The organism is Streptomyces termitum, from assembly GCF_014650175.1.
Classification (GTDB): Bacteria; Actinomycetota; Actinomycetes; order Streptomycetales; family Streptomycetaceae; genus Streptomyces; species Streptomyces termitum.
Genome location: NZ_BMUL01000005.1, coordinates 142,059 through 154,598, shown reverse-complemented (window position 1 = coordinate 154,598; position 12,540 = coordinate 142,059). Strand labels below are relative to the sequence as shown.

The 12,540-nt window shown below is 72.1% G+C and carries 9 protein-coding genes; 3 read left to right on the top strand and 6 right to left on the bottom strand.

The window, feature by feature from the left end; all coding sequences use genetic code 11:
* Window positions 1-4: 4 nt before the first annotated feature.
* The 3 genes from IE219_RS11635 to IE219_RS11625 all read right to left on the bottom strand — a co-directional run bounded on the left by IE219_RS11635 (window position 5) and on the right by IE219_RS11625 (window position 2,814).
* Window positions 5-589 carry a hypothetical protein gene (locus IE219_RS11635; protein ID WP_189976568.1) on the bottom strand — a complete coding sequence of 195 codons (585 nt, stop codon included), beginning with the start codon at window positions 587-589 and terminating at the stop codon, window positions 5-7.
* A 185-nt stretch (window positions 590-774) separates the two neighbouring features.
* Window positions 775-1,662 carry a tRNA (adenine-N1)-methyltransferase gene (locus tag IE219_RS11630; RefSeq protein ID WP_189976567.1) on the bottom strand — a complete coding sequence of 296 codons (888 nt, stop codon included), beginning with the start codon at window positions 1,660-1,662 and terminating at the stop codon, window positions 775-777.
* Window positions 1,663-1,680: 18 nt separating this feature from the next.
* Window positions 1,681-2,814 (bottom strand): site-2 protease family protein, encoded by a 1,134-nt coding sequence (locus tag IE219_RS11625; protein ID WP_229849733.1) that lies wholly within the window; start codon window positions 2,812-2,814, stop codon window positions 1,681-1,683.
* A 178-nt stretch (window positions 2,815-2,992) separates the two neighbouring features.
* On the opposite strand from IE219_RS11625, the gene IE219_RS11620 reads away from it, so the two are divergent.
* Both IE219_RS11620 and IE219_RS11615 read left to right on the top strand, forming a co-directional pair.
* Window positions 2,993-3,895, top strand: coding sequence for a RecB family exonuclease (locus IE219_RS11620; RefSeq protein WP_229849723.1), 903 nt, complete (start codon window positions 2,993-2,995; stop codon window positions 3,893-3,895).
* A 10-nt stretch (window positions 3,896-3,905) separates the two neighbouring features.
* The gene (locus tag IE219_RS11615) at window positions 3,906-4,583 is read left to right on the top strand and encodes a response regulator (protein ID WP_189976564.1); all 678 of its coding nucleotides are present in this window, start codon (window positions 3,906-3,908) and stop codon (window positions 4,581-4,583) included.
* A gap of 87 nt (window positions 4,584-4,670) precedes the next feature.
* Here the strand turns inward: IE219_RS11615 and IE219_RS11610 are convergent, their stop codons facing one another.
* The 3 genes from IE219_RS11610 to metH all read right to left on the bottom strand — a co-directional run bounded on the left by IE219_RS11610 (window position 4,671) and on the right by metH (window position 11,152).
* Entirely contained in the window at window positions 4,671-6,263 is a 1,593-nt protein-coding gene (locus IE219_RS11610) for an ABC transporter substrate-binding protein (RefSeq protein WP_189976563.1), read from the bottom strand.
* A gap of 491 nt (window positions 6,264-6,754) precedes the next feature.
* Entirely contained in the window at window positions 6,755-7,450 is a 696-nt protein-coding gene (locus IE219_RS11605; protein WP_189976562.1) for an HAD family hydrolase, read from the bottom strand.
* A gap of 252 nt (window positions 7,451-7,702) precedes the next feature.
* Entirely contained in the window at window positions 7,703-11,152 is a 3,450-nt protein-coding gene (gene metH / locus IE219_RS11600) for a methionine synthase (RefSeq protein ID WP_189976561.1), read from the bottom strand.
* Window positions 11,153-11,410: 258 nt separating this feature from the next.
* Here metH and IE219_RS11595 point away from each other — a divergent pair, with 258 nt between their 5' ends.
* Window positions 11,411-12,175, top strand: coding sequence for an IclR family transcriptional regulator (locus IE219_RS11595; RefSeq protein WP_189976560.1), 765 nt, complete (start codon window positions 11,411-11,413; stop codon window positions 12,173-12,175).
* The last annotated feature ends 365 nt before the right edge of the window (window positions 12,176-12,540 follow it).

Below are 12,540 nucleotides of genomic sequence, written 5' to 3'. Positions count from 1 at the left end.
CGGCTCAGGCGCCGCGCGCCTCGGGGCCGGCGGAGCGGACGAAGGCGCCGCCCTTCCAGTCCCAGGCGACCTGCTCCTTCTCGTCGGGGCAGCAGCTGGGGACGTCGGGGGACGAGTAGCCGAGCAGGGTGGCGCGGACGGTGCCGTCGCGGACGGTCAGGCCGGTGACGCTGCGCTGGTCGCCCGGTTCGACGAGGGTGGCCACCACGCGCGCGGTGCCGTCGCGGCCGCCGGTGAGGACGTAGAGCCCGGCGGGCGGGGTTCCGGATCCGGCTTCGCAGTGTACGACCGCAACGGTCTCGGGCTTCCCGTCGCCGTCGAGGTCTCCGGTGGCCCGCTGGGCGACCTTGTGGGGCGCGCCGCCGCATCGGATCGGGTAGGCGGCCGTGCCGGCGTCCGGGGCCGGGGCGGAGGCGGTGGCTCCGGAGGCGGCCCGGGCGGCGGGTGAGCCGGCCTCGGCGGGGCGGGGCGAGAGGAGCCCGGCGAGGGCGACGACCGCGGCGGTGGCGGTGGCGACGGCCAGCCAGTGCGCCGGCCGGGTGTGGGTGTGTGCGAGGTCCACGAGGTCCGGGGCGGCGGAGGGCTGCACGCGAGACGTCTCCTGTGAGGGTCGTGCCGAGGGGTTGCGGGCATCGTGCCACACGTCACAGGGCGGCGGAACCTCCGGGGTGCCGCGGGACCCGGGCGGGTGGGCGCGGATGCGGCGGCGCCGCCGTCCGGTCTCCCCGGGCGGGGAGGGTCGGGCGGCGGCGCCGTCGGGTTTCTGCCGGGGTGTCAGCCCTTGTTGGGGCCTTCGTAGTCGTCACCGTAGGCGCCCTTGGCGGGGCGGCGGCGGCGCATCGGGGGCTCGACGCCGTCCGCGAGGCGGCGGGCGGTGACGAGGAAGCCGGTGTGGCCGATCATGCGGTGGTCGGGGCGGACCGCGAGGCCCTCGACGTGCCAGTTCCGGATCATGGATTCCCAGGGCTGCGGTTCGGCGTAGCAGCCGATCTCGCGGATGGACTCCACGGTGCGGGCGAGCTGGGTGGTGGTGGCCACGTAGCAGCAGAGGATGCCGCCGGGCACCAGCGACTTGGAGACGGCCTCCAGGCACTCCCAGGGGGCGAGCATGTCGAGGATGACCCGGTCGACGTCGGTGTCCGTCAGGTTGTCCTGGAGGTCGCCGACGGTGAGCTGCCAGGCCGGGTGGGGGCCGCCGAAGTAGCGTTCGACGTTGCCCTTGGCGATCTCGGCGAAGTCTTCGCGGCGCTCGTAGGAGTGCAGCATGCCGCTGTCGCCGATGGCGCGGAGCAGGAAGCTGCTGAGCGAGCCGGAACCCACGCCGGCCTCCACGACGCGCGCGCCGGGGAAGATGTCGGCGAAGGCGAGGATCTGTCCCGCGTCCTTCGGGTAGACCACGGCGGCGCCGCGGGGCATGGACAGGACGTAGTCGGGGAGCAGGGGGCGCAGCGCGAGGTAGGCGACGTTTCCGGTGGTGCGGACAACGCTGCCCTCGGGAGCGCCGATCAGCTCGTCGTGGGGGAAGGAACCCTTGTGGGTGTGGAAGTTCTTTCCCTCTTCGAGCGTGAACGTGTAGTGGCGGCCCTTGGGGTCGGTCAGCTGAACCTGGTCCCCGACCTTGAAGGGCCCGCGCCTGCGGGCGGCACCGGTCGGTTCGGACATGTGACCAGAGTACCGGTGTTACGAGGAGGGTCGTGCCATGGCTTTGACGAAGGCGCGCTCCACGTCGGTGGTGGCGAGGACGCCGTAGATCTCGCCGGTCTCCTCGACGACCAGGTACTCGGTGGCGGGGGTGGTGCGGAGGTGGTCGAGGAGGGGCTGGCCGGTGAGTTCGGCGGGGACCCGCATGCCGTCGGTGAGGTCCTGGGCGAGGGTGGAGACGGCGACCCAGGGGCGGCGGTGCTGGGGGACGGCGGCGAGGGCGCTCTCGCGGACGATGCCGGTGGGCTCGCCGGCGCCGTCGACGACGACGAGGCCGCGGGCGCCGGCCTCGTTGGCGCGGCGGAGGGCTTCGGAGAGGGGGGTGTCGGGTGCGACGGGGACGGCGCGGCGGGTGAGGGTGCGGGCGCGGAGCTCGGGGAGGTGCTCGCGCAGGCGGGCCATGCGGAGGCTGTTGCCGGCGCCGGTCCAGATGATGGCGGCGAGGATGGCCGCGAGGAGGGCGTCGGTGACGGTGGTGAAGCCGCCGATGTCGGCGGTGGAGTTGCCGAGCCAGCCGGTGCGGGTGAGGAGGGGGAGGCCGATGAGGACGGTGACGGCGAGGGCGCGGCCGACCCAGGCGGCGGCGATGGTGCCGGTCATCGGCTTGCCGGTGATCTTCCAGACGATCGCGCGGAGCATCCGGCCGCCGTCGAGGGGGAGGCCGGGCAGGAGGTTGAAGGCCGCGACGATGAGGTTGGAGATCATCAGGCCGGCGAGGAGGACGCCGGGGACGGTGCCGGGGGTGACGGCGAGCATGGCGAGGTAGAAGACGCCGGCGAGGACGAGGGAGAGGAGGGGGCCGACGAAGGCGAGGACGAATTCGCGGCCGGGGGTCTCGGTCTCCTTCTCGATCTCGGAGACGCCGCCGAAGAACTGGAGCTGGATGCGCCGGACGGGGAGCTTGAAGCGGAGGGCGGCGATGGTGTGGGCGAGTTCGTGGACGAGGACGGAGGCGTAGAAGGCGACCGCGAAGAAGAGGGAGACGAGGTAGCGGGCCGCGCCGAGTTCGGGCAGGACCCGTTCGATCTGGTCGCCGAAGACCCAGGTGATGAGCGCGGCGACGAGGAACCAGCTGGGGGCGACGTAGACGGGCACGCCGAAGGGCCGGCCCATGAGGATCCCGCCGCCGGGTTCCTTGGCGCGCTGCGGCTTGGGCTCGTCCTGGTTCACGGGTTCCTCTCGTCGCCGGGGGCGACCGCGCCGCTGCGTCACGGATCGATCATGCTGCGCGACGGGTCATGTCCCGATGGTATGCGGATCACTGTCGGTGGCGGGTCGTAGGGTCGGTGTCATGAGTACGAGCGAGCGGCTCCCGCAGGGACCCCGGGCACCCATGTCGTTGTCGCCGTCGCGGGCGAGCGATTTCATGCAGTGCCCCTTGTTGTACCGGTTCCGGGTGATCGACCGGCTGCCGGAGAAGCCGAGCGAGGCGGCGACGCGGGGCACGCTGGTGCACGCGGTCCTGGAGCGCCTCTTCGACGATCCGGCGGCGGAGCGGACGGTGCCGCGGGCGAAGTCGATGGTGCCGGGGCAGTGGGAGCGGCTGCTGGAGTCGCGGCCGGAGTTGGGCGAGCTGTTCGCGGACGATCCGGCGGGCGAGCGGCTGGGGCGGTGGCTGGCGGAGGCGGAGTCGCTGGTGGAGCGCTGGTTCACGCTGGAGGATCCGTCGCGTCTGGAGCCGGCCGAGCGCGAGTTGTTCGTGGAGGCGGAGCTGGATTCGGGGCTGCGGTTGCGCGGGGTGATCGACCGGGTGGACGTGGCGCCGTCGGGCGAGGTGCGGATCGTCGACTACAAGACGGGGAAGGCGCCGCGGCCGGAGTACAGCGAGGGCGCGCTGTTCCAGATGACGTTCTACGCGCTGGTGGTGTGGCGGCTGAAGGGGGTGGTGCCGCGCCGGCTCCAGCTGGTCTACCTGGGCAGTGGGGACGTGCTGACGTACGACCCGGTGGAGGCGGACCTGCGGCGGGTGGAGCGGAAGCTGCTCGCGCTGTGGGACGCGATCCGGACGGCGACGGAGACGGGTGACTGGCGGCCCCGGCCGACGAAGCTGTGCGGCTGGTGCGACCACCAGGCGGTGTGTCCGGAGTTCGGGGGGACTCCCCCAACGTATCCGCTGGAGATCGTTTCCGCGCGCCCGCCGGAGTCGGGCGAATCGGGGCAGGGCAGAATGGGCGGGGACCGGACCGCCTCGTGAAGGAGCCCTTGTGACGATTCGCGTCCTGCTGGTGGACGATCAGCCGCTGCTGCGTACCGGTTTCCGGATGATTCTGGAGGCGGAGCAGGACATCGCGGTGGTCGGTGAGGCCGGTGACGGGCTACAGGCGCTGGACCAGGTGCGGGCGCTCCAGCCGGACGTGGTGCTGATGGACATCCGGATGCCGCGGATGGACGGGGTGGAGGCGACCCGGCAGATCACCGGGCCGGGTCGGGACGGGCCGGCGAAGGTGCTGGTGCTGACCACCTTCGATCTGGACGAGTACGTGGTGGAGGCGCTGCGCGCGGGGGCGAGCGGCTTCCTGCTGAAGGACGCCCCGGCGGTGGAGCTGGTGCAGGCGATCCGGGTGGTGGCGGCGGGCGAGGCGATGCTGGCCCCGTCGATCACGCGGCGGCTGCTGGACAAGTACTCGGCGCATCTGCCGACGGGCGAGGAGCAGGTGCCGGACGCGCTGGCGCGGCTGACCGACCGCGAGGTGGAGGTGCTGAAGCTGGTGGCGCGCGGCTTGTCGAACGCGGAGATCGCGGCGGATCTGTTCGTCAGCGAGACGACGGTGAAGACGCACGTGGGCCATGTGCTGACGAAGCTGGGGCTGCGCGACCGGGTGCAGGCGGCGGTGTACGCGTACGAGAGCGGTCTGGTGCGGCCGGGGGGCAACGGCCAGTAGCCGGTCGGCGGCATGGGGAAGGGCCCGGCGCGGGTGCGCCGGGCCCTTCCCCTTATTTCTCCCCCCGGTGGCGGGTGCCGTTCCGGGTCAGGCGGTGGAGGCCCGGCTCAGCTCCCACAGGAGCAGGTCGGAGGAGGTGGTGAGGGCGTAGTCGACGCCGTTGATGTCGTCGCGGGCGGCGACGTACTGCTTGCCCTGCCAGAGGGGCAGGACGGGGACGTCCTGGGCGACGATCTTCTGGATCTGCCGGTAGACGGGGGTGGCGGCGGCGCGGTCGGCCTGGCGGCGGGACTGCGGCAGGAGGTGGTCGCGGACGGCGGCGTTGACGTAGGGGGTGCCGAGGAAGTTGTCGGCGTCGAGGAAGGGGGCGATGTAGTTGTCGGGGTCCGGGTAGTCGGGGAACCAGCCGAGGCCGTAGACGGCGTAGTCGCCGCGCTTCTGGGCGGGGCGGAACTCGGACCAGCCGGTGCCCTTGACGGTGACGTCGAAGAGTTCGCTCGCGATGAGCTGGTTCTTCAGCGTCTCGAACTCCTGGGCGGTCTCGGTGCCGTAGTGGTCGGTGGTGTAGTTGAGGGTGAGCTTGACCGGGGTCTTGACGTCCGCCTTGCGCAGGAGGGCGGCGGCGCGGTCGCGGTCGCCGTCGCCGTACTCCTCGTAGAAGGGGGTGCTGTGGCCGGAGACACTGGAGGGGATCAGCGAGTAGAGGGGTTCGGCGGTGGGGCCGTAGACCCGGTTGACGAGGGCGCCGCGGTCGATGACGGCGGCCATGGCCTGGCGGACGGCCTTCTCCTGGACGGTGGGGGCCTTGGTGTTGAAGCCGAGGTAGCGGATCTCCAGGCCGGGGACCTCGGCGACGCGGATGCCGGTCTTCGGGTTCTCGGTGAGGTCGCGGACCTGCTGCTGGGAGAGGGAGCGGGCCATCATGTCGATGTCCTTGCTCTCCAGGGCCTTGCCCATGGCGCCGGCGTCGGCGTAGGCGCGGAGTTCGACCTTGTCGTTCTGGGGGTCGATGTCGCCCTTGTAGCGGGGGTTGCGGGTGAAGACGAAGCGGGTGGCCTGGTCGCCGTCGTGCTGGGCGGTGAGGGTGTACGGGCCGGAGCCGTCGACCTGGAAGCCCTCGCGGAGCTTGTCGGGGGCGTACTTGTCCTTGTCGAGGATGCCCGCGACGGGGGTGGAGAGCTTGTACGGGAAGGTGGCGTCGGGCGCGTTGAGGTGGAAGACGATCTCGCGGTCGCCCTTGGTCTCGACGGTGTCGACGGTCGAGAGGAGGGCGGCGGCTCCGTTGTCGGCGTCGATCTTCCGGACCCGGTCGATGGAGTACTTGACGTCCTCGGCGGTGAGCGGGGCGCCGTCGGCGAAGGTGAGGCCGGGGCGCAGGACGCAGCGGTAGCTCTCGCTGGCGGTGTCGGAGAAGGCGCAGTTCTCGGCGGCCTCGGGGACGGGCTGGCCGCCGCCGCGGGGCACGTGGAGCAGGGTCTGGACGGTCTGGCGCAGGATGTTCCAGGTGCCGGTGTCGTAGGCGAAGGCCGGGTCGAGCGGGGCGGGCGCGTCCCCGGTGGCGACGAACTGGTCGGTGGTCCCGACGACGATGGCTCTGCTGTCCTCCCCGGTGCCGCAGGCGGCGAGGAGGGGGGCGAGCAGTCCGGCCACGGCCGGCAGCACCAAGGTCTTGCGGTTCATCAAGGGACGTTCTCCTCAGCCGGCCTGGGGTGCAGCGGTCACGGCACTCCGCCGCGGTCCGCCCGGTCGGGGCGGGAGCGATCGGGCCGGAGTTGCGATCGTCCTGGGGTTTCCCGGCGGCAGGGGTGTGCGCCGGTGCACCGGTGGGGGCGGTGGAGTCCTCGCGAAAGGTTAGTGCGCGGGGCCGGTCCGGCCGGACGGGGCGGCGCGGGAGGGATGAGCGCAGAGTGATCATGAATGCGCCGGTTTCGATATTCATGCACCCGAATGCGGGGACAGGAGGGTACGAAACGGGTCGGAAGGTGCGCCGGATCTTCGTGTTCCGGGCGGGAAACGGCGACGGGCCACTCACCGGCGAGCACGCTGGGTGAGCAAGCTCACGTGCTCGCCCTCTGGTGGGCGGCCCGGATCGGTCGCGCGGGAGGGTCGGGAAAGGGCCCCGGGGCACTCGGCCGAGGGGGGCCGGGGGCCCGGAGGAGGCGCCCGGGGGCTCAGCCGGAGACGAGGGTCCGCAGGAAGGGGACGTCGACCTCTTCGAGGGAGCGGACCACGACCCGGCCGGGCAGCGGCGGGATCGGCGCCACGGAGGGCACGGCGACGACCCGGCAGCCGGCCGCCTCGGCGGCGGCGACGCCGGTCGCGGTGTCCTCGATGACGGCGCACAGGGCCGGGTCGGCGCCGACGCCGCGCGCGGCGGTCAGGTACGGCTCGGGGTGCGGCTTGGTCCGGACGACCTCGTCGCCGGCGACGGTGAGGTGGAAGCGGTCGCGGCCGACGGACTCCAGGACCCGGTCGATGATCCGCCGGTGGGAGGCGGAGACGAGGGCGGTGGGGATGGAGTGGCGGGCGAGGTCGGCGAGGAGGCGCTCGGCGCCGGGCATGAGCGGCACGCCCCGGTCGATGCGGCGTTCGAAGCGGTCGTTGAGCAGCACGGTCAGCTCGTCGAGGGTGATGTCGGCGCCGGTGGACTCGATGAGGTAGCCCGCGCTGCGGGTCATCGGGCCGCCGACCACGACATCCCGCCACGCCTCGTCGAGCCGGTGCCCGAGGTCGGCGAAGACCTCGACCTCGGCGTCCCACCAGAAGCCCTCCGTGTCGACGAGGGTCCCGTCCATGTCGAGGAAGACCGCCTGGAGGGCGGAGCTGCCGTTGGCGTGGAGCAGGGAAGCGGGGACCGTACTGGTCATCCGGCACACCTCCATGGAGGGACGAGAAGGCCGGCCCCCACTCCCCGGTACGGGGAGGAGGACCGGCCTGCACTGGACCGACAAGTGTACGTCTCCGGCACACCGGACGCGGGCACATATCCGCGTGCCGCAGGTCACCGTGTCGCCCGGCGGTCCCGGACGCCACCGGAGCCCCGGGCCGGAGGCCGAGGTCCGGGGCCGGACGCCGTCACCGGGGCCGGGCGCCGTCAGCGGAGCCCCGGGCGGGCGACCTCAGCGGGCGTTGAAGTACTTCGCCTCGGGGTGGTGGAGGACGATGGCGTCGGTGGACTGCTCCGGGTGGAGCTGGAACTCCTCGGAGAGGTGGACGCCGATCCGCTCGGGCCGCAGCAGTTCCGCGATCTTGGCGCGGTCCTCCAGGTCGGGGCAGGCCCCGTAGCCCAGCGAGAAGCGGGCGCCCCGGTACTTGAGCGCGAACATGTCCTCGACGGCCTCCGGGTCCTCGCCGCCGAAGCCCAGCTCGGCGCGGACGCGCGCGTGCCAGTACTCGGCGAGGGCCTCGGCGAGCTGCACGGACAGGCCGTGGAGTTCGAGGTAGTCGCGGTAGGAGTCGGCGGCGAAGAGTTCGGCGGTGGCCTCGCCGATCTTGGAGCCGACGGTGACGACCTGGAGGCCGACGACGTCGGTCTCGCCGGACTCCTCGGGGCGGAAGAAGTCCGCGAGGCAGAGGCGGCGGCCCCGGCGCTGGCGCGGGAAGGTGAAGCGGGTCCGCTCGTTGCCGGAGTCGTCCAGGATGATCAGGTCGTCGCCCTTGGAGACGCAGGGGAAGTAGCCGTGGACGACGGCCGCCTCCAGCAGGTTCTCGGTGTGCAGCCGCTCCAGCCAGCCGCGCAGCCGGGGCCGGCCCTCCGTCTCGACGAGCTCCTCGTAGGTCGGGCCGTCGCCGGTGCGGTTCTGCTTGAGGCCCCACTGGCCCTTGAAGAGGGCGCCCTCGTCGAGCCAGGAGGCGTAGTCCTTGAGCGGGATGCCCTTGACGACCCGGGTGCCCCAGAACGGCGGGGTGGGGACGGGGTTGTCGGTGGCGGTGTCGGAGCGGCCGCCGGGCTCGGGCTCCTCGACCTGGAGGGCGGCGGCGCCCTTGGCGACGCGGCGCTGCTTCAGTTCGGGAAGTACGGCTCCGGGGACGCCGCGCTTGACGGCGNTCTCGTGGAGGTCCTGTTCGACGTAGGCCCGGGTCAGGGCGGCGCCGCCGAGGATGACCGGGTACTTCGCGGCCAGCTCGCGCTGGTTGAGCTCCTCCAGGTTCTCCTTCATGATCACCGTGGACTTCACCAGCAGACCCGACATGCCGATGACGTCGGCCCGGTGCTCCTCGGCCGCCTCCAGGATCGCGGACACCGGCTGCTTGATGCCGATGTTCACCACGTTGTAGCCGTTGTTGGACAGGATGATGTCCACCAGGTTCTTGCCGATGTCGTGGACGTCGCCGCGGACGGTCGCGAGCACGATCGTGCCCTTGCCGTCCGCGTCCGACTTCTCCATGTGCGGCTCCAGGTGCGCCACCGCGGTCTTCATCACCTCGGCCGACTGGAGCACGAACGGCAGCTGCATCTGCCCCGAACCGAACAGCTCACCGACCGTCTTCATCCCGTCGAGGAGCGTGTTGTTGACGATGTCGAGGGCCGGGGTGGTGGTCAGGGCCTCGTCGAGGTCGGCCTCCAGGCCGTTCTTCTCGCCGTCGATGATCCGCCGCTTGAGCCGCTCCTCCAGGGGCAGCGCCGCCAGCTCCTCGGCCTTGCCCGCCTTGAGGGACTTGGTCGTGGCGCCCTCGAAGAGGGCCATCAGCTTCTGGAGCGGGTCGTAGCCCTCGCGCCGCCGGTCGTGGATGAGGTCGAGGGCGGTGGTGACCTGCTCCTCGTCGAAGCGGGCGATGGGGAGGATCTTGGAGGCGTGGACGATCGCGGAGTCGAGGCCCGCCTTCACGCACTCGTCGAGGAAGACCGAGTTCAGCAGGATGCGGGCGGCCGGGTTGAGGCCGAAGGAGATGTTCGACAGGCCGAGCGTCGTCTGCACCTCGGGATGCCGGCGCTTCAGCTCGCGGATCGCCTCGATGGTGGCGACGCCGTCCTTGCGCGACTCCTCCTGACCGGTGCAGATCGTGAAGGTCAGCGTGTCGATGAGGATGTCCGACTCGCGGATCCCCCAGTTGCCGGTGAGGTCGTCGATGATCCGCTCGGCGATCTCGACCTTCTTCTCCGCGGTACGGGCCTGGCCCTCCTCGTCGATCGTGAGGGCGATGAGGGCGGCGCCGTGCTCCTGGGCCAGTGCGGTGACCTTGGCGAAGCGGGAGTCGGGCCCGTCGCCGTCCTCGTAGTTCACCGAGTTCAGGACGGCGCGCCCGCCGAGCTTCTCCAGACCGGCCCGCAGGACGGGCACCTCGGTCGAGTCCAGCACGATCGGCAGCGTCGAGGCGGTCGCGAACCGCCCCGCCAACTCCTCCATGTCCGCGACGCCGTCACGGCCCACGTAGTCCACGCACAGGTCCAGCATGTGCGCGCCCTCGCGGATCTGGTCCCGCGCCATCTCCACGCAGTCGTCCCACCGGCCCTCCAGCATGGCCTCGCGGAACTTCTTCGAACCGTTCGCGTTCGTCCGCTCCCCGATCGCCAGGTACGAGGTGTCCTGCCGGAACGGGACGGTCTGGTAGAGGGAGGCGGCGCCCGGCTCGGGGCGGGGCTCGCGGACGGCGGGCGTGAGGTCCTTGACCCGCTCGACGACCTGGCGCAGGTGCTCGGGGGTCGTACCGCAGCAGCCGCCGACGAGGGAGAGGCCGTAGTCGCGGACGAAGTTCTCCTGGGCGTCGGCGAGTTCGGCCGGGGAGAGCGGGTAGTGGGCGCCGTCGGAGGTGAGGACGGGCAGGCCCGCGTTGGGCATCACCGACAGCGGGACGCGGGAGTGGCGGGCGAGGTAGCGCAGGTGCTCGCTCATCTCGGCCGGGCCGGTGGCGCAGTTCAGGCCGATCATGTCGATGCCCAGCGGCTCCAGCGCCGTCAGGGCCGCGCCGATCTCCGAACCGAGCAGCATCGTGCCGGTGGTCTCCACCGTGACGGAGACGATGAGCGGCACGTCCGCGCCGAGGGCTTCGAGGGCGCGGCGGGCGCCGATGACCGACGCCTTCGTCTGGAGCAGGTCCTGGGTGGTCTCGACGATCAGGGCGTCGGCGCCGCCGGTGAGGAGCCCCTCGGCGTTCTGCTGGTAGGCGTCGCGCAGGACCGTGTACGGGGCGTGGCCGAGGGTCGGCAGCTTGGTGCCGGGGCCGATGGAGCCGAGGACCCAGCGCTGGCGGCCGTCGGCGGCGGTGAACTCGTCGGCGACCTCGCGGGCGACGCGGGCGCCGGCCTCGGAGAGCTCGTGGACCCGGTGGGCGATGTCGTACTCGCCCAGGGCGGCGTGGTTGGCGCCGAAGGTGTTGGTCTCGACGCAGTCCACGCCCGCGGCGAAGTACTCGCGGTGGACGGAGGCGACGATGTCGGGCCGGGTCAGGCTGAGGATCTCGTTGCAGCCTTCGAGGTTCTCGAAGTCCTCAAGGGTGGGGTCCTGGGCCTGGAGCATGGTTCCCATGGCTCCGTCGGCGACGACGACACGGGTGGCGAGTGCCTCGCGGAGCGCGGCGGCGCGGCTCCGGCTGTCGGCGGAGGCGGACGGGGACGGCGACGAGGCCATGAAGGGACTCCCTGGGATGCGACGGCTGTCGGCTTTGCGCCCTGGGCACAGGGTGCACGGGGCCAGAGTAACCGGGGTTCGGCCGGGGTGGACACGGCGTCCCACGGGACGGACGGCATCCTGGGTGCGGGTACTCCCGGTACGGCCCCTTCTTCGACGACACTGTCAGATGCGAGGCAAGGTCGGCATCGACCGATAGTGTTCAGCATTGTCGAACAGCGGTATGCGTGCGAGGGCACGAGGGAGAAGGACCGGGCGATGGCGAAGAACATCCAGTCGCTTGAACGGGCGGCGGCCATGCTGCGACTGCTCGCGGGCGGCGAGCGCCGGCTGGGCCTGTCCGACATCGCGTCGTCACTGGGGCTCGCCAAGGGGACCGCCCACGGCATCCTGCGCACCCTCCAGGCGGAGGGCTTCGTGGAGCAGGACGCGCCCTCGGGGCGGTACCAGCTGGGGGCCGAGCTGCTGCGGCTGGGCAACAGCTACCTGGACGTGCACGAGCTGCGGGCGCGGGCCCTGGTGTGGACGGACGACCTGGCGCGGTCCAGCGGCGAGAGCGTGCACCTGGGGGTGCTGCACCAGCGGGGCGTGCTGATCGTGCACCACGTCTTCCGCCCGGACGACAGCCGCCAGGTGCTGGAGGTGGGGGCGATGCAGCCGCTGCACTCCACGGCCCTGGGCAAGGTGCTGTCGGCGTACGACCCGGTGGCGCACAGCGAGGCCCTGGAGGTGGAGCGCGAGCCGTTCACACCCCGGACGGTGACGGGGCTCGGCGACTTCGAGTCGCTGCTCGACCTGACCCGGGCGCGCGGCTGGGCGGCGGACGTGGAGGAGACCTGGGAGGGCGTGGCGTCGGTGGCGGCGCCGATCCACGACCGGCGGCGGATGCCGGTCGGCGCGGTGGCGGTGACGGGCGCGGTGGAGCGGCTGTGCCCGGCCGGGGAGCTGCGGCCGGAGCTGGTGGCGGCGGTGCGGGACTGCGCGCGGGCGGTCTCCCGCGACCTGGGGGCGGGCCGCTTCTGACTCCGCGCGGGGCCGTACGAGCCCTCGCGCGCAGGACCCGCGCGCCCTCCCGCGCACAGAGGCGGGCACCCCCGCGCGCAGGACCGGCGCGCCCGCGCGCCCCGGCCCGCCGCGCCTCCGCGAGCACGGTCGGTGAGTCGCCCCGTACCAGCGAGAACCCGTCGGTAACGATCCCGTCATCGGCGGGTTTTTCGTTTCCCGGACCCTTGACGCACGGTGAACCCCGGGGCAAAACTTCCGTTCATCGGTCGGCATTGCCGAACACTTAACGGCATTACGCGCTAGAGTGTGGCAGTGCCCAGGGCCGTGGACGCCCTCACACGAGGGCGCGGACCACCCGGACGAACCGGGAATCCGCCTTCCCC